Below are 24,586 nucleotides of genomic sequence, written 5' to 3'. Positions count from 1 at the left end.
CCGTGCAGGGCGGACCGGTTACGCGTCCAGGCCGATGGCGAAGGCCGTCTCGAGGTCGTGCTGGGAGTAGGTGCGGAACGCCACGTGGGTGTCCGTGGCCTCGACGCCGGGGATCTTGCTGATCCGGCCCGGGATGACGTCAGCGAGCTCGTCGTGCCGGGCCACCCGCACCATGGCGACCAGGTCGTAGGTCCCCGTGACGGAGTAGACCTCGCTGACACTGTCGAGCGCGGCGATGGACTCCGCGATCTCGGGGATACGGTCGACGCTGGTCTTGATGAGCACGATCGCGGTGATCACGGCTGTAGGTCTCCTTGGGTCGCCCTGCCTGCGGGCTCCAGCTTAGGCGTTGCGCGATAGCACACCCACGCGCACAGGAAGCCGAAGACGAAGCCGGTGATGTGGGCGAGGTAGGCGACCCCGGGGCCGGTCTGCTGGATCTCTCCGGCGAGCCACTGCAGGACGAACCAGAAGATCAGCACCATCCAGGCCGGGAAGCGCAACGGCAGGAAGAACAGGAAGGGGAAGACACTGGTCACCCTGGCCCGGGGATAGAGGTAGAGGTACGCGCCGAGCACCCCGGAGATCGCCCCGGACGCGCCGACCAGGGTCTGGACGGAGGAGGTGTGCCCGAGCGCGTAGCCGTAGGTCGCCAGGTAGCCGGAGGCGACGTAGAAGAGGAGGAACCGGAAGCGGCCCATGCGGCTCTCGACGTTGTCGCCGAAGACCCAGAGGAAGAGCATGTTGCCGAGCAGGTGGACCCAACTGCCGTGGACGAACAGCGCGGTGAGCACCGACGCGAACGGCGAGGTGGCGAAGGACCGCAGGGGCGGGCAGCCGGTCGGCATCGGCACCCGCGCCGGCGGGATCCGGCCGTGCCAGAGCTCGCTCGGGATGACACCCCAGCGGGCGAAGTACGTCGCCTGGGCACACACCTGATCGTGGCCCACGCCGTACATGAGGTTGAGCCCGGAGGACGGGCCGATGAGGAAGAGCACCGCGCACAGCCCGATCAGGGCGTACGTCACCACGGGTGTGCGGCGGACGGGGTTCTTGTCGTACACCGGGATGACCATGGACCGATCATGACGGAACGGGTGTAACGGACGTGGGGAGCCTCGCCGCAGCGCGTGGGACCACCGAGGCCGTAGGGTGACCGGAACACATCCGCGCGCGACCGAGGAGACGACCGATGCCGGTGCCCCTGCCGACCGCCACGACCCGCTGGCGTTGCACCCTGTGCGGCAATCTGACCCGGTTCGACGTCACCCGTTCCAGCAAGGTCGTCGAGTACGTCCACCTGGACCTGGCGGGCGAGCCCTCGGTCGAGGAGCGCGAGGTGCTCAGCGAGACCGTGGAGTCGGTGCGGTGCCGCTGGTGCAACGCCGTGGACCAGGTCGAGCTGGTCGACCGCCCCGACGCGGCGGCGGCGACGCAGGCCTGAGCGCCGCCGGGGACAATAGAAGAATGCGGCGCGGCCAGAGAGTTTGAAGGAGGCCGGGGAGGCGCCCACGGACTGGACGGGAGTGACGGGTGGACGGGACCGGCGGTAACCCGGGCCGCGGCGACGAAGCGGCCGTGCCCGGGGCCGCGGCTGCGCCGGAGGAGTCCGTCCACGGCGAGACGTTGGACCGTCCGCTGCCCGAGGGCGTGCGCCACCGCGTAGTAGCCCTGGCGGCGGAGGCGTTCGGCGGGCTGACCCCGGGCGAGCTGCCCGCGGTGCTGCGTCCGTACGCCCGGTTCACCCCGAGCCGCCGCGCCAAGTTCGCCGCGACCGCGCTCGCCACGGCCCTGGAGGGCGACCCGTCCTTCCGGCAGCGGGTGGGCGCCCGGCTGCGCGAGTCCGAACCGGAACTGTGCGAGGCGCTGGACGCCGGCACCCCGCCCCCCGCGGTCGACCCGCTGGATGTGGCGGCCGCCGCGTACCTGCTGCGTCCCGCGGGCTGGGCCAAGCTGGTGGCCGCGGCGGGCGAGGAGGCCCAGCGGGTCAGCGCCGAACGGGCGGGCGAGGAGGCGCAGCGTGAGCTGCGGCAGCTGAAGACGGAACTGGACGAGGTTCGCGCCCAGGCCCGTAGCGAGGCCGTGCGGGTCCGCACCGAGCTGGAGGCGGCCCGCAAGGAGGCCGAGTCGCTGCAGCGGAAGCTGCGCAGCGCGGCGAGCGACGTGAAGCGGGCCGAGGCCGCGCTGCGCAAGGTCGAGGCCGCACTCGACGAGACGCGCGCGGCCGCGGCCGCGGAGAAGGCCTCGGCGGACGGCGAGGCGCGCCGGCTGCGCGCCCGGCTCGCCGAGGCCGAGCAGGCCGTGGAGGCGTCCCGCCGGGCGGCCCGGGAGGGCCGCAGCACCGAGGACATGCGGCTGCGGCTGCTGCTGGACACCGTGCTCGACGCCGCCTCGGGACTGCGCCGGGAGCTGGCGCTGCCGCCGCGGGACACCATGGGGGCCCGGCCCGCTGACAGCGTCGACGCGGTGACGCCGGGGACGATCAGCCCGAAGGACATCGCGCGGCGCGCCCTGTCCGAGGACGACCCGGCGCTGCTGGACCAGTTGCTGGCGCTGCCGCAGTCCCATCTGGTGGTCGACGGCTACAACGTGACCAAGACCGGTTATCCGGCGCTGCCGTTGGAGAAGCAGCGGCTGCGGCTGCTGGGCGGTCTGGCGGTGCTCGCGGCGCAGAGCGGTGCAGAGGTCACCTGCGTCTTCGACGGGGCCGATCTGGACGCCCCGGTGCTGCTGGCGCCGCCGCGCGGGGTGCGGGTGCTGTTCAGCAAGGCCGGTGAGACGGCGGACGAACTGATCCGGCGTCTGGTTCGGGCGGAACCTCCCGGTCGTCCGATTGTGGTGGTTTCTTCCGATCGCGAAGTTGCTGACGGTGTGGCCCGCGCCGGCGCCCGGCCGGTCGCATCCACCCTGCTGCTGAAGCGACTTGCCCGGGTGTGACCTGGAGCACACCGTGGGGCGCGTGAGGCGCTTTTCGTGGACGCAGCGTCAACTGGTCATCACTGCACGTGCGATGTGTGTAAAGAAAACGTGGCCGAGCGACTTTTTTTCTTCAGGGATTTGATCCGATCACAAGATGGTCACTAGGGTCGTGCCTCGAACCTCTGCCCAGTCGATCATCCAGCCCGGATGGCGGTGGAGGTCCCGCCGATCTGAAGTGCCGTGCGTACGACGGGGGACGCCGGTGCTTGGAGCCGGGGAACGCAGTTCCCGATGCATGCGGCAGGCGGCTGGAGGAAGAAGGAGCTCGCCCGAGTGGCGTCCCACCGTCGTCCCAAGCAGGCCAGTCGCACACGTGTCACCGTGCTCACCGCGACCGCCGCCGCAGCCGTCGCCCTGTCCGCGCAGGCGGCCCAGGCCGCCCCTGCCAAGCCGTCCGTCAAGAGCGTCAAGGCCAAGGTCGACGGCCTGTACGAGCAGGCGGAGCAGGCGACCGAGAAGTTCAACGGCGCCAAGGAGAAGCAGGGGAAGCTGCAGAAGCAGGTCGAGGACCTCCAGGACGAGGTGGCCCGCGAGCAGTCCGAGCTCAACGACCTCCAGGACGACCTCGGCACCCTGGCCAGCGCCCAGTACCGCAGCGGTGGCATCGACCCGTCGCTCCAGCTCTTCCTCTCCTCCGACCCGGACACCTACCTCGACAAGGCGTCCACCCTCGACCAGCTGAGCACCAAGCAGGCCGAGGCGCTCAAGCAGATCGCGGAGAAGAAGCGCACCCTCAACCAGCAGAAGGCGGAGGCCGCGAGCAAGCTCAACGAGCTCGACGAGACCCGCACCGAGCTGGGCAAGAAGAAGAAGGAAGTCCAGGCGAAGCTCGCCGAGGCGCAGCGGCTGCTCAACTCGCTGACCGCCGCCCAGCGTGCCTCCCTTGCCGCCGCCGACGCCCGCGCCAGCCGCTCCAACGAGCGCGTCGACCTGGGCAACGACACCCCGGCCTCCTCCCTCGCTGCCGCCGCCCTCTCGGCCGCCAAGACCAAGCTGGGGTCGCCCTACGTCTACGGCGCCACCGGCCCGAGCTCCTTCGACTGCTCCGGCCTCACCTCCTGGGCCTACGCCCAGGCCGGCGCGTCCATACCGCGCACCTCGCAGTCCCAGGCCAACGCCGGCACCCGGCTGTCGATGAGCCAGCTGGCGCCCGGCGACCTCGTCATCTTCTACGGCGACCAGCACCACGTGGCCCTCTACGCGGGCAACGGCATGGTCCTGCACGCGCCGCGCACCGGCACGGTCGTGCGCTACGAGTCCATCAACAACATGCCGTTCCAGTTCGGTGTCCGCATCTGAGACGCGGGCGGAACCACCGGAACCCGTTGAACCTATCGGGTGATCTCGTACGGTGACGGCCTGGCGGTGACCTGCGCAAGCGGAGCGCCGCCCGGCCGCCCGGCGGTACCCGGTCTTTGAACTCTGCGCGTCCGGCTGACTACTGTCGGTCGACGTGCCATCCCATCGACGCATCCCGCAGCCCGGCCGGGCCCCGCGTACCTCCAGGGCCACGGTCCTGACGGCGGCGGCCACCGCCGCCGCCGCGATGGCGGGCGCGGCCGGCGCCGCGCAGACGGCCGCCGCCGACCCGGCGGACACCTCCGTCGATGTCGCGGCTCGCATCGACCACCTCTACACCCAGGCCGAGCGGGCCACCGAGCAGTTCAACGCCGCCCGCGAGAACACCCGGCGGCTCCGGCGCGAGGTGGAGGTGCTCCAGGACCGGGCCGCCCGCGGCCAGGAGCGGGTCAACCGACTCCGGGACGAACTCGGCACGTACGCCGGAGCCCAGTACCGCGGCGGGGGAGTGGACCCCACCCTCGCGCTGCTGCTCTCACCCGACCCCGCGACCTACCTCGAGCGCGCCGCCACCCTCGACCGGATCAGCAACCGCGGCAACGCGCGCCTGGGCGAACTCCGCTCCGCCCAGCGCTTCCTGGACCAGGAACGCTCCCGGGCCACCGAACGGCTCGGCGAGCTCGAGCGGGCCCGCAGCAGCCTCACGGCCCGCAAGAAGGCCGTGCAGCACAAGCTGATGGCGGCCGCCCGCCTGGTCAACTCCCTGTCCCCGGAGGAACGGGCCCGGCTCGCCCGCCGCCTGGAGGCCCGCGCCTCGCGTTCCGGCCGCATGGTCGACATCCCCGACCTCGGCCCGCTGTCCGTACGCGCCGCGACAGCCGTCGCCGCCGCGCGCTCCGCCGTGGGCGCCCCCTACGTGTGGGGTGCCACCGGCCCCGGCTCCTTCGACTGCTCCGGCCTGATGGTCTGGGCGTACCGCCAGGCCGGCGTGGGCCTGCCCCGCACCTCCCAGGCCCAGCTGAACGCCGGGCGGCACGTGCCGCTCAGCCAGGCCCGCCCAGGCGACCTGGTCATCTACCGCGGCGACGCCAGTCACGTCGCCATGTACGTCGGCGGCGGCCAGGTCATCCACGCCCCCTACCCCGGCGCCCGGGTCCGCTACGACCCCGTCGCCATGCTGCCGATCTCGGCCGTGACCCGGCCCACGTGACCGTCCACGCCGGGACCGTACGATCGGCGGCGTGGCCCTCTTCCGTTCGCCGACCCGCGCCGTGGCCGCCGCGCTGTGCTGCGCGGCGCTGCTCCTCGCGGGCTGCGGGCCCGCGGGCGACCGCGCGACGGGGCAAGGGCGCCCCGGGGACCCGGTCGTCCGGCAACTGCTGGAACGGCGGGCCGACGCGGTCCTGGACCGCGACGAGAAGGCGTACCTGGCGGATGTGACGCCCGCCCGGCGCGCCGCCGAGCGCCAGGTCTTCCACAACCTGGAGGAGCTCCCGCTCGCCTCCTGGTCGTACCGGCTGGTCTCCACGGAGGGCACCGACCCGGCGACCGTCCGCGTCCAGCTGCGCTACCGCCTGGGGGGCTACGACAGCGCCCCGGTCACCACCGACGAGTCACTGCTGCTGCGCGCGGACGGCGCCGGACACTGGCGGGTGGCCGGTGACGGCGACCCGGGCGGCCTGCTGTGGGAGCAGGGCGCGCTGCACGTCGTCCGCGGCAGCCACAGCCTCGTCCTCGGCACCGGTGACCGGGCGGTGCTCGCCGGGTACGCCACCGACGCGGACCAGGCCGTCCCGCAGGTGCGGCGGGCCTGGGGCGGGAAGGGCTGGACCGGGCGGGTGGTGCTCGAAGTGCCGTCCTCCCTGCGGCGCATGGGGCAGCTCCTGGACGCTCCCGCGCAGACGTACGCGGACGTCGCGGCCGTCACCACCGGGGAGGCCGGGGGCAGCGGCACAGCGCCCGCCGGACGCGTCATCGTCAACCCCGAGGCCTTCGCCGGGCTGTCGGCCTTCGGCCGTCAGGTCGTGCTGACCCACGAGACCACCCATGTCGCCACGCGCGCCGCGACGACCTCCCGCACCCCGCTGTGGCTCTCCGAGGGCTTCGCCGACTGGGTCGCCTACCGGGACTCCGGCCGCCCGGCGGCGAGCCTGGCACCGGAGCTGCGCCGCGACGTCATCGCCTCGGGCCCGCCCGGGCACCTCCCGGCAGACGCCGGCTTCGCGCCCGGCGCGCCCGGTCAGGCCCAGGCCTACGAGGGCGCCTGGCTGGCCTGCCGGCTCATCGCCGACACGTGGGGCGCCGACCGGCTGGTCGCGCTGTACCGTTCCGGTGCGGATCCGCACGGCACGCTCGGCATCGGCGAGGACGCCCTCACCGCGCGCTGGCGGGCCTACGTCAAGGGGGAGTTGGGATGACCGGCACGGACGCGGACTTCACGCCGGAGGAGACCGCCCGCGGCAGGGCGCTGCGCCGCGCCCAGCTGCCGGCCCTGCTCGGCGGCCGGGCCGCCGGGCTCGCCCTGCTGCTCGTGCTCGGGCTGACTCCCGCGGGCGCCGCCCTGGCCGGGCTGTTCGGCGACACCCAAGTGTTGCGCGTCCTGGCCGGCGGCCTGTCGCTGGTGCTGCTCCAGCAGGCGGTCACCCTGCCGTTCTCGGCCCGGGTCCGCGTCGTGCGGCGCCGGTACGGGCTCGTCACCCAGGGCTGGGGCGGCTGGGCCCTCGACGTCCTGCGCGGGCTGCTCGTCTCCGTGCCGCTGGTGCTGGCCGCGCTGTACGGCTACTACGGCCTCGGCTGGGCCTGGGCGGCCCTGGGCGCGGTCTGCGCGGCCGTCGTGCTGTCCTGGCTCGCCCCGGTCGTCCTGGAACCGCTCTTCAACCGCTTCCGGCCGATGGAGGACGGGCCCCTGCGCGACGCGCTGCTGGCGCTGGCCGAGCGGGACGCGATCCCCGTACGGGCGGTGCTCGTCGCCGACGCGTCCCGGCGGACGACCGCGCTCAACGCGTACGTCTCCGGATTCGGGCGCACCCGGCGGATCGTCGCCTACGACACGCTGCTGGGCACGGCCCCGGCGGAGGAGGTCGAACTCGTCGTCGCCCACGAGCTGGGGCACGTCAAGCACCGCGACGTGCTGCGCGGCACGCTGCTCGGCGCCGTGGGCGCGGGGGCGGGGGTCTGCGTGCTCTCCGCGGTCATGGCCGCCTCCTCGTACGGCACCGGTGATCCCCGCGGGCTGTTCCTGCTGGCCGCGGTGGCCGCGGTGCTGTCGGCGTGCGCCGGGCCGCTCGGCTGCGCCCTGAGCCGGCGGATCGAACGACGGGCGGACGCGCACGCCCTGGAACTCACCGGGGACGCCGAACGGTTCATCGCCATGCAGCGCCGACTCACCGTCGCCAACGTCTCCGACCCCGACCCCCCGCGCGTGCTGCACGCCCTCTTCGGCACCCACCCCACCCCCGTCCAGCGCATCGCCGCCGCCCGCGCCTTCGCCGCCACCACGCCCTAGCGGATCCGCCCCGCGCCCGGCCCCGCTGCTTACCGCCGGCCGGCCCATGGGTGGTCCGCGGCTCGCCGCGCATCGGCCCTTCGCGGTCGGCGGGCGTCCGCGGGAACGCCACTTGCGCCCGCGCGTCCGGCTCCCGCGGCGGCCTGGCCGCAGGCGGCGGGCGTCGTCCCCGGACGCGGTCCGCGAGGGCTTCTGTCCGGTCCCGGGTTGTTTGCTCGGGCCGTGGGTCGTCCGCGGCTCTTCGCGGTCGGCGGGCGTCCGGGGGAAGGCAGTCGCGCCCGCGCGTCCGGCTCCGGTCGCAGGCCATCCGCCTCCGGGCGGCTCGCGCTCAGGTCGTGCGCCCCTGCCGCGGTTGGTTGGCCCGGCCGTACGCACCGTCCCGGATGCGCGGTGCTCGCTTCCTTCCGCTCAGCGGGACGGCATGCGCGTGGCCCCGCGTATGCGGCTGTCGCGGGTCGGGCGGGCCGTTGCTCAGGCGGTGAGGTCGGCCAGGGTCTCCGTGAGCCATTCGCGTTCCGCTCGGCCCGTGGCGCGGGCGACGCGGAGCATGCCCTGGCGGAAGGGGTCGTCGGCCTCCTCGGCGCGGACCGGTCTGCCGCGGTCGTAGAAGAAGCTGGCGGGGGTCTCCAGGAACTCCAGGCGGCGTCGTAGCACCGTGGCCTGCGCTGTCGCGTCGGGCAGGTGCCTGAGGAAGGCCAGCACCGCGAAGAAGCGCGTGGAGTCGGTGATCTCGATCGGCTTGGGGTCGCGGAGCCGGGCGAGCAGCCGCGCGCGTCCGCTGTCGGTGAGCGAGAGCACGCGGCGCGGGGCGGCGCCGACGCCCGGCTCGCTGTGCTCGCTGACCAGTCCGGCCGCGGTCAGGCGGTTGATGGCCGGGTAGAGCGCGCCGTCGCTGACCGGGCGGACGTGGCCGTTGAGTGCGGCGATGCGCTCCTTGAGCTCGTAGCCGTGCAGGGATTCCTCGTACAGGAAGCCCAGGATCGTGAGCTCCAGCACCGCTGGCCGCCTTTCTCGATCACGCGTTCGGACTTGTCCGTTCGATGCCATCATGGTACCTCTAAACGCGGTATCTCGAAACGAGGTAACCCTTTGGGGAGGGGACCCATGACGCACCGCGCCCGACTGGTCGCGCTGGCCGGCCCGGTCTATCTGGAACTGCTCGCCGGCGTCGTCGCCGGGATCATCGACGTGCTGTGGGTGGCCCGGCTCGGCGGCGGGGGAGCGGCCGTCGCGGCCGTGGCGGTGGCCACGAACACCGAGAACGTGCTGCTCGGGGTCGTGCTGATGGCCGCGCAGGGGACGACGGTGCTGATCTCCCGGGCCGCCGGGGCGCGGGACCCGGCGGCGGTCAGGGCGGCCGTCCGCGGCGGGTGGGCGCTGTGCGCGCTGCTGATGCCGGCCGTGGCCGCCGGCGGCTTCCTGTGCCGGGAGCCGCTGGCGGCGCTGCTGCTCGGCGCGCACGGCGACCCGGAGGCGGTCCGCCTCGCCGCGGGGTACTTCGCGGTGTCGCTCCCGGGTACGGCGGTGTTCTACGCCCAGAACACCCTGGATGGCGTCTTCAAGGGCGCCGGCGACACCCGCACCCCGATGCGGCTCGCCCTGCTGGCGGGCGGGCTGATCCTGCTCCTGGACCCGTTCCTGATCCACGCCCTCGGGGTGCGGGGCGCGGCCGTGGCCACCGTCGTGGGCCGTGCGGTGGCCCTGGCCGCCGGGCTGGCGCTGCTGCGCTGCGACCCGCTGATGCGGCGGGCCGCGGCGGTGCCGGCCGCCGAACCGGTGGCGGCCGCGCTGCGCCGCACGGCCGTGACCGGGGCGCCGATGGCGGCGGACTTCCTCGTCCGGATGGCCGGCACGCTGACCCTGGTGGCGATCGTGGCCCGGCTGGGCGTCGACCGGGTCGCGGCGTACGGGATCGCGACCAAGGCGATGTACGTGGCGACCATGGGCTTCTACGCCGTGCGCCAGGCGGCCTCGATCCACACCGCGTACCACCTGGGTGCCGGCCGCGACGAGCGGCGCGCGATCGGCCGCCAGGCGTTGCTGCTCGGCGGCGGGCTGGGACTCCTCGCGGCGGTCGCGCTGCAGCCCACCGCGCCGTGGATCATGGCCGCCTTCGGCGCGGAGCCCGCCGTGGCGGCGGAGGGCACGGTGTTCCTGCGCACCCTGGGGCCGTACCTGGTGCTGCTCGCGTGCTTCATCGCGCTCGGCGGTGTCTTCCAGGGCGGCGGCGGGGCCGCGCTGCTGGTCCGGGTGACCCTGGTGGGCACGGCGGTGCAGCTGCCGCTCGCCTACGTGCTCGCCGTCCCGGCGGGGCTGGAACTCGTGGGCGTCAGCGTGGCGCTGGCCGTGGCCGCGGGGCTGCAGTGCCTGGCCGTGACGGCGGCCTTCACCAGGTCAGCAGCTTCTCGGCGTCCTGGCCGTGTTCCGGCTGAGCCGTCGTCGGCGCGCTGCGCGGCCGCTTCGGCAGGCGCGCCGAGGCCACCCACAGCCGGCGGCACGCGATGACCGAGGCCGCGACCAGCAGCCCGTTGCGCAGCAGCAGCAGCGTGATGCCGAGGTCGGTGCTGCCGACGACGTCCCCGAAGCGCACCGGGAACTCGTACAGGGTGAGCACCGTCGCCACCAGCACCAGCGTCGCGGGTACCGCCATCACGCTGGCCCGCAGCGTGAGGCAGACGGCCGCCAGGCCGATCAGCCAGATCATGTACTGGGGGCTGATCACCCGGCTGGTCGTGGTGAACAGCAGCACCGCGGTGAACGCCGCGTCGAAAGGCGTCTGCGGGCCGTACGTCCGCGCCCGCAGCCGCCACAGCAGCAGCCAGGCGAAGGCGGCGATGGTCAGCCCGAGCGCGATGTCGCTCACCAGGCCCACATGGGGCCCGAGGAACTCCATGGAGCCGTAGTTGAGCTGCACCTGCCCCTGCCAGCCGTGGTGTCGGGCGATGTGGAAGACCAGGGCGCCCAGGGACTCCACCTCGGTGCCCCGCTCGCCCTGGAAGCGCAGGAAGGCGAAGGCCCCCGGCATCCACAGCCAGAAGCCCAGGGCCAGGACGCCCGCTCCGGCCACGGCCGCCGCCCAGACCCGGCGGTCGCGGACCCCGGTGAGCAGCAGCACCGGCCAGACCTTGAGCATCGCGCCGAACGCGATCAGCGCGCCGGCGACCCTGGGGCGGCGCACCGTCGCCAGCAGCGCGGCCACGGCCACGGCGGTGACCATCACGTCGTAGCGCGCGTACGCGGTGGGCCCCAGCAGCGGCACTCCCAGCACCCACACATAGGCGCCGGCCACCCGCCGCCCCTTGCCGCGCGAACCGCGCAGCAGCAGCGCGAATGCGGCCAGGTCGGCGGCGCAGGCGAGCCAGAAGAAGGCGGTCGTGTAGTCGAGGAACGGCAGCATCGCGGGGGAGAGCACCGCGAGCGCGGCGGCGGGCGGGTACTGCCAGGTGACGTCCTGGTGGGGGAAGCTGCCGGCCCGCAGGACCTCGTACCAGCCGTGGTAGATCGCCGAGACGTCGGTGGTCACGTCCAGCGGGGACAGGCTGAGCACCTTGAACACGTAGAGCAGCAGCAGGACCCTGGTGGCCACCCAGGCGAGGACCGGCCCGACCGGGAGCCGCTTGCCGCTGTCGCCTGCCATGTCCACCTCGTCGAATCGGTTCTGCTGTGATGATGCATGATGCCGGTCTCACCCGTGGACAGGCGTGTGGAGCATAGACGCGCGGGGGGCCGCGGTCGGTTGCCGCGGACCGCACCGGATACCCTCGGCGCCGTATGGACAAGACCCTGATCGTCACCAACGACTTCCCACCACGTCCCGGTGGCATCCAGGCGTTCGTGCACAGCATGGCGCTGCGCCTCGATCCCGGCCGGGTGGTGGTGTACGCGTCGACCTGGCGGGACGGCTCCGAGGTCGCCGCGTTCGACGCCGAGCAGCCCTTCCCGGTCGTACGTGATCGTACGACGATGTTGCTGCCGACCCCGAGAGTGACCCGGCGGGCCGCCGCGCTGCTGCGCGAGCACGGCTGCACGTCGGTGTGGTTCGGGGCGGCGGCGCCGCTCGGGCTGATGGCGCCCGCGCTGCGGAAGGCGGGGGCGCGCCGGCTGGTGGCGACGACCCACGGGCACGAGGCGGGATGGGCACAGCTGCCCGCGAGCCGTGGCCTGCTGCGGCGCATCGGCGAGGGCACCGACACGATCACCTACCTGGGCGAGTACACCCGGTCCCGGATCGCCCGGGCGCTGACGCCCGGGGCCGCGGGGCGCATGGTGCAGTTGCCGCCGGGCGTGGACGAGAAGACCTTCCACCCGGCCTCCGGCGGCGAGGCCGTGCGTGCCCGCCTGGGCCTCACCGACCGGCCGGTGGTCGTCTGCGTCTCCCGCCTGGTGCCGCGCAAGGGCCAGGACACCCTCATCGAGGCGATGCCGCTGATCCTGGCCGCCCAGCCGGACACCGTCCTGCTGGTAGTGGGCGGCGGCCCGTACGCGGACGAGCTGAAGCGGCTCGCCGAGCGGACCGGGGTGGCGGAGTCGGTGCGGTTCACCGGCGCCGTGCCCTGGGAGGAGCTACCCGCGCACTTCGGGGCGGGGGACGTCTTCGCCATGCCGTGCCGCACGCGCCGCGGCGGGCTGGACGTCGAGGGGCTCGGCATCGTCTACCTGGAGGCCTCGGCCACCGGCCTGCCGGTCGTCGCGGGCGACTCCGGCGGGGCGCCGGACGCGGTGCTGGACGGCGAGACCGGCTGGGTGGTGCGCGGCGGGGAGCCCGGGGAGGCCGCCGAGCGGATCCTGGCGCTGCTGGGCGACGAGGAGCTGCGGCGCCGGATGGGCGAGCGCGGCCGCAAGTGGGTCGAGGACGCGTGGCGGTGGGATCTGCTCGCCGGGCGGCTGAAGGCACTCCTTTGACGTGCCCCCCGGCGTGAGGCCTGGGGTTCCGGCCCGGGTCGTCCGGGCCTTCGACAGCCGCGCGCGAACGGCCAGGACGGCCTCCTCCCCGGCTCCATCGGGGTCGAACCGTTCGTCACCATCACCGCCCCGGCCGAGCGCACCATCGCCAGGGTCCTGGCCCAGGACGGCATCACCCGGGAACGCCGGTGGCCGCCGCACGCCCAAGGCGTACGGCGGCCACCGTCAACGTGAGTGAGGGCCTGTCAGGCCCGTGCGGGGAGGGTTCACTTGCCGTAGATCGCGGCGATCTCGTCCGCGAAGTCCCGCAGCACCACGTTGCGCTTCAGCTTCAGCGAGGGCGTCACGTGACCGGACTTCTCCGTGAACTGCGTCGCCAGAACACGGAACTTCTTGACCGCCTCAGCCTTGGACACCGCGGCGTTGCCCTCGTCGACCGCCGACTGCACCTCGGCCAGCAGCTCCGGGTCCTCGCGCAGATCCGCGACGGTGCGGCCGGACTTGCCGTGCTGCTCGGCCCAGCGCGGCAGGAACTCCTCGTCCAGGGTGACCAGCGCCCCGATGAAGGGCTTGCCGTCGCCGACCACCATGCACTCGGCGACCAGCGCGTGGGCGCGGATCCGGTCCTCGATCACGGCCGGGGCGACGTTCTTGCCGCCCGCGGTGACGATGATCTCCTTCTTGCGGCCGGTGATGGTGATGTAGCCGTCCTCGTCCAGCGTCCCGATGTCGCCGGTGTGGAACCAGCCGTCGGTGACGGCCTCGGTGGTGGCCGCCTGGTTGTTCCAGTAGCCGGAGAACAGGTGCTCGCCGTGGAGCAGGACCTCGCCGTCGTCGGCGATGCGGACCGTGGAACCAGGCAGCGGCTGGCCGACAGTGCCGATCTTGGTGCGGTCCCAGGGGTTGAAGGCGGTGGCCGCACAGGACTCGGTCAGGCCGTAGCCCTCCAGCACCGTGAAGCCGATGCCGCGGTAGAAGTGTCCCAGCCGCTCGCCCAGCGGAGCCCCGCCGGAGATCGAGTACTCGGCGCGGCCGCCGAGCACGGCGCGCAACTTGCTGTAGACCAGCCGGTCGAAGACCTTGTGCCGGAACTTCAGGCCGAGCGAGGGGCCACCGGCCGAGTCCAGCGCGCGACTGTACTCGATCGCCACGTCGGTGGCCTTGTCGAAGATCTTCCCCTTGCCGCCGGCCTGCGCCTGGGCGCGTGCGGAGTTGTAGACCTTCTCGAAGACCCGCGGCACGCCCAGCAGCAGCGTCGGGCGGAAGGCGGCCAGTTCGCCGGTGAGGTTCTTGATGTCGCTGACGTGCCCGAGCTTGATCGGGGCCATGATGCTGGCGACCTCGACCAGCCGGCCGAAGACGTGCGCGAGCGGCAGGAAGAGCAGGATCGAGGAGTCGCCGGTGCGGAAGAGCGGCCTCAGGCGTTCCACGACGTTGCCGCACTCGGCGAAGAACGCGCGGTGCGTGAGCACGCAGCCCTTGGGGCGACCGGTGGTGCCCGAGGTGTAGACGATGGTGGCGGGGGAGTCGGCCTTGGCCCAGGCACCGCGCTCGTCCACCGTCGCCTCGGCGACGTCCGTGCCGGCCGCGCCGAGGGTCTCCACGGCGCCCGCCTCGATCCGCCACACGTGCTTGAGGTGCGGCAGGCGGTCGCGCACCGACTCCACGGACTTCTCGTGGGCCTCGCTCTCCACCACGGCGGCGACGGCCCCGGAGTCGCCGAGGATCCACTCGATCTGCTCGGCGGAGGAGGTCTCGTAGACCGGGACGGTCACCGCGCCCGCGCTCCAGATGGCGAAGTCGAAGAGGGTCCACTCGTACCGGGTGCGGGAGATCAGGGCCACCCGGTCGCCGGGCTGCACGCCGGAGGCGATCAGGCCCTTGGCGGCGGTACGGACCTCGGCCAGGAAGGCGGTCGCGGTCACGTCCGCCCAGTCGCCGGCCGCGGTCTTCCGGGCGATGACGGGAACGTCGGGATGCTGAGCGGCGTTGCGGCGGATGAGATCCGTCAGATTCCCGTCCGCGGGGACCTCGTACAGGGCCGGAAGGCTGAACTCGCGCAAAACTGCTGCTCCTCATCGGCGCCGGCGGCGGTGCTGGCTGCGTCCACTGCATGGTTGAGCGTGGAACGGTCGGCCTGGACGTTACCCACCGGTAAAGCTTCTCCGGTAGGGGTGCCGTGTAGATGTTTTGTGTGTCACATCGTCGTCACACGCCGGACGCCCGCCGCGGCACAGTGCGGATCCACTGGTCGGAAGCGTAGTCGAGGCCCCTGGTGACCCGCAGGTAACAGGGGCCCCGGTGTGCCCTCCCCAACCCCGCCCGGCGCGTCCTACAGTGATCGTCATGCGGGTCCATGTCGTCAGTGACGTCCACGGTGCCTCCGAGGCCCTCGCCAGGGCCGGGGACGGCGCCGACGCGCTGATCTGCCTCGGCGACCTGATCCTCTTCCTCGACTACGCCGACCACTCCCAGGGCATCTTCCCCGACCTCTTCGGCGCCGAGAACACCTCCCGCATGGTCGGCCTGCGCACCGCCCTGCGCTGGGACGAGGCCCGCGCCCTCGACCGCGAACTGTGGGCGGGGCTCGGCACCGACCGGCGCACCGCCATCGAGTCCGCCGTGCGGCGGCAGTACGCCGAGCTGTTCGCCGCGTTCCCCACCCCGACGTACGCCACCTACGGCAACGTCGACATCCCCGCGCTCTGGCCGGAGTACGCCCGGCCCGGCACCACCGTGCTCGACGGCACCACCACCGAGATCGGCGGTCTGGTCTTCGGCTTCGTCGGCGGCGGGCTGCGCACCCCCTACCGCACCCCGTACGAGATCGACGACGAGACGTACGCCGCCAAGGTGGAGGCCCTCGGCGAGGTCGACGTGCTGTGCTCGCACATCCCGCCGGCCGTTCCCGAGCTCTGCTACGACACCGTCGCCCGGCGTCTCGAACGCGGCAGCGAGGCCCTGCTCGAGGCGATCCGCCGGGTCCGGCCCCGCTACGCCCTCTTCGGCCACGTCCACCAGCCGCTCGTACGGCGGATGCGCCTGGGGGCGACCGAATGCGTCAACGTCGGTCACTTCAACTCCACCCGAACGCCGTGGGCACTGCACTGGTGACCGCCCCGGCGGTCTCCGGCCGCCCGACCAGGCGGTAGCCTTCACCAGCAGACATACGACAGCAGGTACGACGCGACGTCCCGGAGGGGCCACGGCGATGGCGGAACACACCAGGTCGAGCATCACGATCGACGCGGCCCCGGCCGATGTCATGGGCGTCATCGCCGACTTCGCCCGGTACCCGGAGTGGACCGGCGAGGTGAAGGAGGCCGAGATCCTCTCGGCCGGCGGTGACGGCCGCGCCGAGCAGGTCCGGCTCCTCCTGGACGCGGGCGCCATCAAGGACGACCACACCCTCGCCTACACCTGGGTCGGAGACAACGAGGTCCGCTGGACCCTGGTCAAGTCCCAGATGCTGCGCACCCTGGACGGCGCCTACGTCCTGGCCCCCATCGAGGACGGCAAGCGCACCGAGGTCACCTACCAGCTGACCGTCGACGTCAAGATCCCCATGCTCGGCATGATCAAGCGTAAGGCCGAGAAGGTCATCATCGACCGCGCCCTCGCCGGCCTGAAGAAGCGCGTCGAGTCCCAGGGCTGACGTGCGCACGCTCCTGGTCACCGGCACGGGCGGCGCCGGGCGCACGACGGTCGCCGCCGCCACGGCCGTGGCCGCGAGCACGCCCGGGCGGCGCGTGCTGCTGCTCTCCGCCGACCGTGACGCCTCCCTCGACAGGGTGCTGGGCCCGGTGCCCGCCCCGGCCGGGGGTGAGGGCGCTCCGCGGACGGACGAAACCGCAGCCCTGCCCATCGCCCCCGTCGCGTCCGTCCCCGGCCTGTGGGCCGCGCGCATCGACGCGGCCGCCGCCTTCCGAGCCGACGCCGGGGCCGTCCAGGAACGCCTCGGGTCCCTGCTCGACCTGCTCGGCGCGGCCCCGCTGGACCCCGAGGAGCTGACCGAACTCCCCGGCGCCGACGCCTTCGCACTGCTGCGCGCCCTGCGGGACACCGCCGGCGGCTGGGACCTCGTGGTCGTCGACCTCCCGCCGGTCCACGACGCCCTGGCCGCACTCGCGCTCCCCGCGCAACTGCGCCGCTACATCGCCCGGCTGGTTCCCCAGGAGCGGCAGGCCGCCCGCGCCCTGCGCCCCGTCCTCGCCCAGCTCGCGGGCGTGCCCGCGCCCGGTGCCTGGGCCTACGAGGCGGCCGCCCGCGTCGACCGGGAACTGGCCACCGCCCAGGCAGTGATCGAGGACTCCGCCACGACCGTCCGGCTCGTCGTGGCCCCCGGCACCCACGCCGCCGACGCCGTGCGCCGGGCCCGCACCGGACTGGCCCTGTACGGCCACCGCCTCGAAGCCGTCGTCGCCAACCGGCTGCTGCCCGCCGATTCCCCGGACCCCTGGCTCGCCGAACTCGCCGGCCACCGCCGCAAGGAAGTGCGCGCCCTGCGCGCGGAACTGGCCGGCACGCCCACCGCGCTCCACGAACTGCCGCACCTCGGCCGGGAACCACGCGGCGCCGAGGACCTCGCCCGGCTCGCCGCCCTGCCGCCGGCCGAGGTGCCCGAGGGCCCCGCCGCGCAGCCGTGGACCACCGAGGACCGGCTCGCCGCCGAGGGCCACTTGCTGTGGCGGCTGCCGCTGCCGGGCGCGACACGCGACACCGTCGACCTCGTACGCCGCGGCGACGAACTCGTCGTCGACGCCGAGGGATACCGCCGCATCCTCCCGCTGCCCTCCGCGCTGCGCCGCTGCACCGTGGCCGGTGCCGCGCTCCGTGACGGCGCGCTGCAGGTCCGGTTCGCCCCGGATCCCGGTCTTTGGCCCCGCTGAGCACTGAAAGCGCCGCCCCCGTTCGGGTACCGTCGTTGGTACCAAGCCGGAGCCTTACGGAGCCACCATGAGCGAATCCACGGACCGCGCGGGCCGCCCCGACACCGATTCCGACGCCTGGGCCAAGGCGAGCGCGGAGGACATCGCCGCGGAGAACGCCCGCCGACGGCAGCAGAGCGGCCAGACCGCCGGCAGCGCCGGCGAGGAGCTGAGGCGTCTCGCGGAAGCCGTCACCGACCGGTTGTCGATGCTTCGCGGCCCTGCCGCGGAGATGGCCGCGCAGGGGCTGATCTCGCAGGTCAAGCAGGCCGTCGAGCCGATCGTCGAGCGCAACCCCGAGGTCTTCGACCACCTCGCCGCCGCGGGCGCCGAACTCCTGGCCGCCTACCGCGCGGCGGTGAGCGGACAGGAACGCCGCTGGACCTCCGGCGGTGACACCCCGCCCAGCGAACGCATCGACCTGGACTGAACGGCGCGACGCGGACCCGGGAGGAACATCGGGCCCGAACAGGGCGCGGGTCGCCCTCCGGTACGGTTGGACGCAGCGGGGCTCGACCGAATACTGAGGGATACATGGGACTCACCATCGGCGTCGACATCGGCGGCACGAAGATCGCGGCCGGCGTGGTCGACGAGGAAGGCGCGATTCTCGAGATCGTCAAGGTGCCGACCCCGCAGACCTCCGGGGGCGTCGTCGATGCCATCGCGACAGCGGTGCACGACGTCAGCGCCAACCACACGGTCGAGGCCGTCGGCATCGGCGCCGCCGGCTACGTCGACGACAAGCGCGCCACCGTGCTCTTCGCGCCCAACATCCGGTGGCGCCACGAGCCGCTGAAGGACAAGGTCGAACAGCGCGTCGGCCTGCCCGTCGTGGTCGAGAACGACGCCAACGCCGCGGCCTGGGGCGAGTACCGCTTCGGCGCGGGACAGGGCCACGAGGACGTCATCTGCATCACCCTGGGCACCGGGCTCGGCGGCGGCATCATCATCGGCAACAAGCTGCGCCGCGGCCGCTTCGGCGTGGCCGGCGAGTTCGGCCACATCCGCATGGTGCCGGACGGTCTGCTCTGCGGCTGTGGCAGCCAGGGCTGCTGGGAGCAGTACGCCTCCGGCCGGGCGCTGGTGCGGTACGCCAAGCAGCGGGCCGTCGCCCAGCCGGAGAACGCCGCGCTGCTGCTGTCGTTCGGCGACGGCACGCCCGAGGGCATCCAGGGCCAGCACATCAGCCGGGCCGCGCGCGAGGGCGACAAGGTCGCCGTCGACTCCTTCCGCGAGCTGGCCCGCTGGGCCGGCGCCGGCCTCGCCGACCTGGCCTCGCTCTTCGACCCCTCCGCCTTCATCGTCGGCGGCGGTGTCTCCGACGAGGGCGAGCTCGTCCTCGAGCCCATCCGCAAGTCCTTCCGCCGCTGGCTGGTCGGCGGTCAGTACCGCCCGCACGCCCAGGTCCTCGCCGCCCAGCTCGGCGGCAAGGCCGGCCTGGTCGGCGCGGCCGACCTCGCCCGCCAGGGCTAGCCCCCCGGCGGTCACCCGCACGGCATCCGGTGCCCCCGTCGCTCCCGCCCAGGAGCAACGGGGGCACCCGCCCTTCCCGGGCGCGGCGGATGCGCGGCCGTGTGGGTGCGCACCCGGGCTGCGCCGTGCTTCGCGGCGACTTCGGCGAGCGGACGGGCGAGTTCGCGGGCGCCGTCCCGGGCGACGTCCCGGGCGCCGTCGAGCGGATCCGTGCCGGCCCCGCAGGCCGCCTCGCCCGACCTCGTGGCGCTCAGCCGCACCTCGGCGACGCAACCGGTGGTCCCCGGCGAACTCCGCCCGCGCGGAGGTGAAGGCGGCGACCCCGCAGACCTCCGACGGAGTCGTCGACGCCGTCGCGACAGCGGTGCGCGAGCCTCGGCACCGACCACACGCACGGGGCCGTCCCGCCGTCGCGCCCGACCGGGGCGCCGCTACAGTGACCCCGTGAGCCAGGGCCCGCCGCCGGAGCTGCCGGCGTCCCGTACCGAGCCGGACGGCTCCGCCGTCGTCCGCGTGCTGAGCTACAACATCCGCTCGATGCGGGACGACACCGCGGCGCTCGCCCGGGTGATCCGCGCCTGCGACCCCGACGTCGCGCTGATCCAGGAGGCCCCGCGCTTCTTCCGCTGGCGCAAGGCCGTCGCCCGTCTCTCCCGCGCCTGCGGACTGGTCGCCGTCACCGGCGGGGCCACCGCCACCGGCCCCCTCGTGCTGTCCTCCCTGCGGGTACACGTGGAACGCGCCGAGGACGTCCTGCTGCCCCGCACCCCCGGCCTGCACCGGCGTGGCTTCGCCACCGCCGTCGTGCGCGTCGGCGGCGCCCGCCTGTCCGTCGTCAGCTGCCACCTCTCGCTCCACGCGCGCGAACGCTACGAGCAGGGCGGCATGCTGCTCGACCGGCTCGCCGCCATGGGCGAGCCGCACGCGGTCGTCGGCGGCGACCTCAACGACCGCCCCCACGGCAGGACCTTCCGCCGGCTCGCCGACGACCTGCAGGACGCCTGGGCGGTCCGGCCCTGGGGCGGCGAGTACACCTCCACCCCCGAGGACCCGCACCAGCGGATCGACGCGATCTTCACGACCCCGGGTATCGAGGTCCTCGGCTGCGGCGTCCCGCACGGCCTGCCCGGCGTCACCCCGTACGACCTGCGGGCGGCCACGGACCACCTCCCGGTCCTGGCCGCCCTCAGGGTGCCCGCCTCCGCCCGATGACGGCGCGGCCTCAGGACCGCTGCATGGAACGGTCGCCGACCGTCCGGCTGCCGGGCCTCCGGTCCCGGACGAGAGCAGTACGTGGCGCCGGTCAGACGACGGCGCCGCCGCCCGGCAGGTCGTCGTCCTCGTCGCCGCCCGGACGCATCCGCGTCACCAGGGTGGCGAAGCCGCCGAGGAAACCGCCGACGCCGACCGTGAGTGCCCACCACGGCATCGGCTCCTGAAAGAGGACGAAACCGAAGATCAGCAGCGGCCCGCCCACGGCGGCGAGCCAGGCGAACTTCGTCGTCACGTCCGCCTCCGGCAGCGGCGGCGGCTCCGGCGGCTCGTAGTGGCCCTCGTCCTCGTCCTCGTCCAGTTCGTAGTCACGCGGACCGGACAGCACGGGGTGGATGACGATGCGCGTCGCGTCCGGCGCCGAGGGCAGTGCGGACGGGTCCGCCGTGCCCTCGCCGCCTTCCCGGTCGGCCTCGCCCTTGCCGTCCCGGTCCGCCGCCGGGACGTCCTCGGCCGCGGGCCAGGAGCCCGTCCCGGGCTCGGGGTCCTTCTCGTACGCCGCGACGAGCTCGGCCCACGCCGACTCCTCGTCCAGCGGCGTGCGCTCCGGCTCGCCGCCCTCCGGCACCTGCCGACGCTCCTCCTCGGGCTCAGCCACTGGCGGCGTCCTCCTTGTCCGCCCGCTCCCCCGCACCCGACAGGCGCTCGACGAAGGCGTACGACTCCTCGAAGACCGTCTCCGCGTCATGGTCCAGCGTCGCGACGTGGTAGCTGCGCTCCAGCACCGTCTCCGTGACGTCCGCCGACGACACCCGGCTCAGCACGACCGCCGAGTTCGACGGGTGCACCACGTGGTCGACCCGGCTGTGCAGCAGCAGGAGCGGCTGCGTCACCTGCGGCAGCTCGTGCCGGACCAGCTTCCAGAAACGGCTCAGCGAGTGCACCGCCCGCAGCGGGGTGCGGTCGTAGCCGACCTCCTCCGAGCCCTCCTTGGCGATGTCGCTCACGATGCCCGGCACGGAGGGCACGAAGTGGCGCAGGAGGGGGACGGCCTTCAGCCGATGGCTGTCGGCCTTGACCGAGGGGTTGACCAGGGCGATACCGCTGACCGCGGCGCCGTGCTGCGCGGCCAGCCGCAGGGTCAGGGCCCCGCCCATCGACATTCCGAAGACAAACACGCGGTCACAGCGTTCGGACAGTGCGCGGAATTCCCGGTCCACCTCCGCGTACCAGTCCTCCCAGCCCGTCAGCTGCATGTCCTGCCAGCGCGTGCCGTGCCCCGGCAGCAGCGGTGCGGACACGGTCAGGCCCCGCTCGGCGAGGTACTCGGCCCACGGCCGCATGGACTGCGGCGTGCCGGTGAATCCGTGGCACAGCAGCACGCCGACCTCACCGCCGTCCTGGCGGTAGGGCTCGGCTCCGGGCATCAGCGGCACCGTACGTCTCCTGTTCGGTGGAATGCGCGAAAAGCAATACCTCACAGTACGCGGACGGCCGACACCGGGGGAGAGCACCGGCGGATCTGGCGTTATGGTCTTCCCGTCAGACACAGGAGGTCATCGGTTGTTGTACGGCGTGATGAAGATCGCCATCGGCCATCCCCTGCGAGCCGCGTTCCGGCCGTGGGTGGAGGGCCTCGAGCACATCCCCAAGCAGGGACCGGCGATCCTGGCGAGCAACCACCTGTCCTTCTCGGACTCCTTCTTCCTGCCCGCCGTGCTCGACCGCAAGGTCACCTTCATCGCCAAGGCCGAGTACTTCACCACACCCGGCATCAAGGGCAAGCTCACCGCCGCCTTCTTCAAGGGCGTCGGCCAGCTCCCCGTGGACCGCTCCGGAGCGCGCGGCGCCGGTGAGGCCGCGATCAAAAGCGGGATAAAGGTCATCGAGGCGGGCGAGCTCTTCGGCATCTACCCCGAGGGCACCCGCTCGCCCGACGGCCGCCTCTACCGCGGCAAGCCCGGCGGACTGGCCCGCATCGCGCTCGCCACCGGCGCGCCCGTGATCCCGGTCGCCATGATCGACACGGAGAAGATCCAGCCGCCCGGCCAGGTCATGCCCAAGCTGATGCGCCCCGGCATCCGGATCGGCAAGCCGCTGGACTTCAGCCGCTACATGGGCATGGAGCACGACCGCTTCATCCTGCGCTCGGTCACCGACGAGGTGATGTACGAGATCATGAAGCTCTCCGGCCAGGAGTACGTGGACATCTACGCGACCGCCGCCAAGCGGCAGATCGCCGAGGCGGCGAAGAAGGAACAGCAGCACGGCGAGTCCTAGCCGGACGCGCCCGGGGGGAAACGGGGGGGACGGCCCATGGCCGGGGAGAAGACCGGCGCGACCGGGCGGAGAACCGCCGCGCCCGCCGCGGCGCGGCCCGCACGCGTCACACGCATGTCCGTCGAGCAGCCGCTGTGGCGCGCCCTCACCGGCTACCGGGTGCTGACCGCCGCCTACGCCATAGGGCTCTACGCCGTCGCCTACCACGAGCACGCGCACCCCCTGGCGGGCGCGGCCTACCTGACGGTGCTCGCCGTGTGGACGCTGGCCACCATCGGCAAGGTGAGCTCGCCCCAGCGCTGCACCAGGCCCTTCCTCATCGCCGACCTCGCCGTCGCGCTCACCGGCATCCTCATCACCCCGCTCGTCGAGGCGCACCAGCGCATCCTCGACGGCGGCCCCACCCTGCCGTCGATCTGGACCGCCGGCTCCGTGCTCGCCTTCGCCATCAAGGGCGGCTGGCGCTGGGCCGCCGCCGCCTCCTGCCTCGTCGGCGGCGCCAACATCGTCGAACGCGGCGCCCCGGCCCGCGACACCCTCCACAATGTGCTGCTGGTCGCCATCGCCAGCATCGCCATCGGATACGTCGTCGAGGTCGCCCGCGCCAGCGAACGCACCCTCGCCCGCGCCCTGCAGATCGAGGCCGCCACCCGCGAGCGGGAGCGGCTGGCCCGCGACATCCACGACAACGTGCTGCAGGTGCTCGCCATGGTGCAGCGGCGCGGCGCCGAGATCGGCGGCGAGGCCGAGGCCCTTGGCCGCATGGCGGGAGAGCAGGAGGCGGCCCTGCGCGCCCTGGTCACCGACGCCGCCCTGCCGTCCCCCCGCGACGGCACCGACGCCGAAGCCGCCGGCGAGGACGCCGACGCGCCCCGCGACCTGCGCGGGCTGCTCGCCCCGTACGGCAGCGCCCGGGTCACCGTCTCCGCCCCCGGCACCCCCGTCCTCCTCCCGGCCCGCGCCGCACGCGAGCTCACCGCCGCCGTGGGCGCCGCCCTGGAGAACGTCCGCCGGCACGCCGGAGAGGACGCACACGCCTGGATCCTCGTCGAGGACGAACCCGGGGCCGTGCTGGTCAGCGTCCGCGACGACGGCCCCGGCATCCCCGAGGGCCGCCTCGCCGCCGCCGAGGCCGAGGGCAGGCTCGGGGTCGCCCAGTCCATCCGCGGCCGGCTCCGGGACCTCGGCGGCACGGCGGAGTTGGTGTCGGTGCCCGGGCAGGGGACAGAAGTCGAGTTGAGGCTCGTCAAGTGAGGGAGGAGATTGGGGTCATGGCCGTGAAGGTGATGGTGGTCGACGACCACCCCATGTGGCGGGACGCGGTCGCCCGCGACCTCACCGAGGCCGGATACGTGGTGGTCGCCACCGCCGGCGACGGACCGGAGGCGGTGCGGCGCGCCAAGGCGGCCATGCCCGAGGTGCTCGTCCTCGATCTCAACCTCCCCGGCCTGTCCGGCGTCCAGGTCTGCAAGGACGTCATCGCCGACAACCCCGCCCTGCGGGTGCTGGTGCTGTCCGCCAGCGGCGAGCACGCGGACGTCCTGGAGGCCGTGAAGTCCGGTGCCACCGGCTACCTGCTGAAATCCGCCGGCCGCGAGGAACTCCTCGACGCCGTCCGGCGCACCGCCGTCGGCGACCCGGTCTTCACCCCCGGCCTCGCCGGCCTCGTCCTCGGCGAGTACCGCCGCCTCGCCTCCGACCCCGCCCCCGCCGCGGCCGACACGCCCGAGGCACCCCGGCTCACCGACCGCGAGACCGAGGTCCTGCGGCTTGTCGCCAAGGGACTCAGCTACAAGCAGATCGCCGAACGGCTGGTCATCTCCCACCGCACCGTCCAGAACCACGTCCAGAACACCCTCGGCAAGCTCCAGCTGCACAACCGCGTCGAACTCGTCCGCTACGCCATCGAACGAGGACTGGACGAGGAGTAGCCCCGACGCCGTCCCGGGGGCGCCCGGCCCCGCGCCGCGCGCCGCCCGGAAGGGTGAAATCGGCGCGCCAACAT

Annotated in this window: 24 protein-coding genes; 17 read left to right on the top strand and 7 right to left on the bottom strand. The window is 73.5% G+C overall.

Translation table 11 applies throughout. The annotated features are described in order from the left end of the window. Positions 1-18 precede the first annotated feature (18 nt). Together ACRWNP_RS06575 and ACRWNP_RS06570 are read right to left on the bottom strand one after the other, a co-directional pair. Entirely contained in the window at positions 19-300 is a 282-nt protein-coding gene (locus tag ACRWNP_RS06575) for an Lrp/AsnC family transcriptional regulator (RefSeq protein WP_018557042.1), read from the bottom strand. Further along, positions 297-1,076, bottom strand: a complete 780-nt coding sequence (locus ACRWNP_RS06570; protein WP_431960020.1) for a rhomboid family intramembrane serine protease — start codon at positions 1,074-1,076, stop codon at positions 297-299. The genes ACRWNP_RS06575 and ACRWNP_RS06570 overlap by 4 nt, the downstream gene beginning before the upstream one ends. 116 nt (positions 1,077-1,192) lie before the next feature. Here ACRWNP_RS06570 and ACRWNP_RS06565 point away from each other — a divergent pair, with 116 nt between their 5' ends. The 6 genes from ACRWNP_RS06565 to ACRWNP_RS06540 all read left to right on the top strand — a co-directional run bounded on the left by ACRWNP_RS06565 (position 1,193) and on the right by ACRWNP_RS06540 (position 7,783). Then, the gene (locus tag ACRWNP_RS06565) at positions 1,193-1,444 is read left to right on the top strand and encodes a hypothetical protein (RefSeq protein WP_431960019.1); all 252 of its coding nucleotides are present in this window, start codon (positions 1,193-1,195) and stop codon (positions 1,442-1,444) included. A 134-nt stretch (positions 1,445-1,578) separates the two neighbouring features. Then, positions 1,579-2,937, top strand: a complete 1,359-nt coding sequence (locus tag ACRWNP_RS06560) for an NYN domain-containing protein (protein WP_431960042.1) — start codon at positions 1,579-1,581, stop codon at positions 2,935-2,937. Positions 2,938-3,252: 315 nt separating this feature from the next. Next, on the top strand, positions 3,253-4,278 hold the full coding sequence (locus tag ACRWNP_RS06555) for an NlpC/P60 family protein (RefSeq protein ID WP_431960018.1): 1,026 nt from the start codon (positions 3,253-3,255) through the stop codon (positions 4,276-4,278). 154 nt (positions 4,279-4,432) lie between these two features. After that, positions 4,433-5,488: an NlpC/P60 family protein gene (locus tag ACRWNP_RS06550; protein WP_431960017.1), complete on the top strand. Its 1,056-nt coding sequence runs from the start codon at positions 4,433-4,435 to the stop codon at positions 5,486-5,488. Positions 5,489-5,519: 31 nt separating this feature from the next. Beyond that, positions 5,520-6,695, top strand: coding sequence for a hypothetical protein (locus ACRWNP_RS06545; RefSeq protein WP_431960016.1), 1,176 nt, complete (start codon positions 5,520-5,522; stop codon positions 6,693-6,695). Next, complete coding sequence (locus ACRWNP_RS06540) at positions 6,692-7,783, top strand: M48 family metallopeptidase (RefSeq protein ID WP_431960015.1); 1,092 nt, start codon at positions 6,692-6,694, stop codon at positions 7,781-7,783. The genes ACRWNP_RS06545 and ACRWNP_RS06540 overlap by 4 nt, the downstream gene beginning before the upstream one ends. Positions 7,784-8,254: 471 nt before the next feature. Here the strand turns inward: ACRWNP_RS06540 and ACRWNP_RS06535 are convergent, their stop codons facing one another. Further along, the gene (locus tag ACRWNP_RS06535; protein WP_431960014.1) at positions 8,255-8,779 is read right to left on the bottom strand and encodes a PadR family transcriptional regulator; all 525 of its coding nucleotides are present in this window, start codon (positions 8,777-8,779) and stop codon (positions 8,255-8,257) included. A 108-nt stretch (positions 8,780-8,887) separates the two neighbouring features. Between ACRWNP_RS06535 and ACRWNP_RS06530 the strand changes: the two genes are divergently transcribed. Then, positions 8,888-10,288 (top strand): MATE family efflux transporter, encoded by a 1,401-nt coding sequence (locus ACRWNP_RS06530; protein WP_431960013.1) that lies wholly within the window; start codon positions 8,888-8,890, stop codon positions 10,286-10,288. Here the strand turns inward: ACRWNP_RS06530 and ACRWNP_RS06525 are convergent. Further along, the gene (locus ACRWNP_RS06525; protein ID WP_431960011.1) at positions 10,170-11,420 is read right to left on the bottom strand and encodes a glycosyltransferase 87 family protein; all 1,251 of its coding nucleotides are present in this window, start codon (positions 11,418-11,420) and stop codon (positions 10,170-10,172) included. The genes ACRWNP_RS06530 and ACRWNP_RS06525 overlap by 119 nt on opposite strands. Positions 11,421-11,554: 134 nt before the next feature. Here ACRWNP_RS06525 and ACRWNP_RS06520 point away from each other — a divergent pair, with 134 nt between their 5' ends. Next, complete coding sequence (locus ACRWNP_RS06520; protein WP_431960010.1) at positions 11,555-12,685, top strand: glycosyltransferase family 4 protein; 1,131 nt, start codon at positions 11,555-11,557, stop codon at positions 12,683-12,685. 266 nt (positions 12,686-12,951) lie between these two features. Here the strand turns inward: ACRWNP_RS06520 and ACRWNP_RS06515 are convergent, their stop codons facing one another. Then, positions 12,952-14,748 carry an AMP-dependent synthetase/ligase gene (locus ACRWNP_RS06515; protein WP_431960009.1) on the bottom strand — a complete coding sequence of 599 codons (1,797 nt, stop codon included), beginning with the start codon at positions 14,746-14,748 and terminating at the stop codon, positions 12,952-12,954. A gap of 283 nt (positions 14,749-15,031) precedes the next feature. Between ACRWNP_RS06515 and ACRWNP_RS06510 the strand changes: the two genes are divergently transcribed. From ACRWNP_RS06510 to ACRWNP_RS06485, 6 genes are all read left to right on the top strand, one after another. After that, positions 15,032-15,799, top strand: a complete 768-nt coding sequence (locus ACRWNP_RS06510) for a metallophosphoesterase family protein (RefSeq protein WP_431960008.1) — start codon at positions 15,032-15,034, stop codon at positions 15,797-15,799. Between the two features lie 97 nt (positions 15,800-15,896). After that, positions 15,897-16,340 carry an SRPBCC family protein gene (locus ACRWNP_RS06505; RefSeq protein ID WP_431960007.1) on the top strand — a complete coding sequence of 148 codons (444 nt, stop codon included), beginning with the start codon at positions 15,897-15,899 and terminating at the stop codon, positions 16,338-16,340. A gap of 1 nt (position 16,341) precedes the next feature. Further along, complete coding sequence (locus ACRWNP_RS06500; RefSeq protein WP_431960006.1) at positions 16,342-17,574, top strand: ArsA family ATPase; 1,233 nt, start codon at positions 16,342-16,344, stop codon at positions 17,572-17,574. Between the two features lie 67 nt (positions 17,575-17,641). Next, a complete protein-coding gene (locus ACRWNP_RS06495) occupies positions 17,642-18,043 on the top strand; it encodes a DUF5304 family protein (protein ID WP_431960005.1) in 402 nt (133 codons plus the stop codon). 104 nt (positions 18,044-18,147) lie between these two features. After that, the gene (locus tag ACRWNP_RS06490; RefSeq protein ID WP_431960004.1) at positions 18,148-19,089 is read left to right on the top strand and encodes an ROK family glucokinase; all 942 of its coding nucleotides are present in this window, start codon (positions 18,148-18,150) and stop codon (positions 19,087-19,089) included. 444 nt (positions 19,090-19,533) lie between these two features. Next, positions 19,534-20,301 (top strand): endonuclease/exonuclease/phosphatase family protein, encoded by a 768-nt coding sequence (locus ACRWNP_RS06485; RefSeq protein WP_431960003.1) that lies wholly within the window; start codon positions 19,534-19,536, stop codon positions 20,299-20,301. A gap of 91 nt (positions 20,302-20,392) precedes the next feature. On the opposite strand, the gene ACRWNP_RS06480 is transcribed toward ACRWNP_RS06485, so the two are convergent. Then, positions 20,393-20,959, bottom strand: a complete 567-nt coding sequence (locus ACRWNP_RS06480; protein WP_431960002.1) for a hypothetical protein — start codon at positions 20,957-20,959, stop codon at positions 20,393-20,395. Next, a complete protein-coding gene (locus ACRWNP_RS06475; RefSeq protein WP_431960001.1) occupies positions 20,952-21,737 on the bottom strand; it encodes an alpha/beta hydrolase in 786 nt (261 codons plus the stop codon). The genes ACRWNP_RS06480 and ACRWNP_RS06475 overlap by 8 nt, the downstream gene beginning before the upstream one ends. Positions 21,738-21,864: 127 nt before the next feature. Here ACRWNP_RS06475 and ACRWNP_RS06470 point away from each other — a divergent pair, with 127 nt between their 5' ends. The 3 genes from ACRWNP_RS06470 (at position 21,865) to ACRWNP_RS06460 (ending at position 24,512) form a co-directional block, all read left to right on the top strand. Next, positions 21,865-22,581, top strand: a complete 717-nt coding sequence (locus ACRWNP_RS06470; protein WP_431960000.1) for a lysophospholipid acyltransferase family protein — start codon at positions 21,865-21,867, stop codon at positions 22,579-22,581. A gap of 114 nt (positions 22,582-22,695) precedes the next feature. Beyond that, a complete protein-coding gene (gene macS / locus ACRWNP_RS06465; RefSeq protein ID WP_431959999.1) occupies positions 22,696-23,835 on the top strand; it encodes a MacS family sensor histidine kinase in 1,140 nt (379 codons plus the stop codon). A 17-nt stretch (positions 23,836-23,852) separates the two neighbouring features. Continuing rightward, positions 23,853-24,512 (top strand): response regulator, encoded by a 660-nt coding sequence (locus ACRWNP_RS06460; protein ID WP_431959998.1) that lies wholly within the window; start codon positions 23,853-23,855, stop codon positions 24,510-24,512. Positions 24,513-24,586: the final 74 nt, after the last annotated feature.

The organism is Actinacidiphila sp. bgisy160 (genome assembly GCF_965342435.1).
Taxonomy (GTDB): Bacteria; Actinomycetota; Actinomycetes; order Streptomycetales; family Streptomycetaceae; genus Actinacidiphila.
This window is presented reverse-complemented; position numbering and strand designations above follow the sequence as displayed.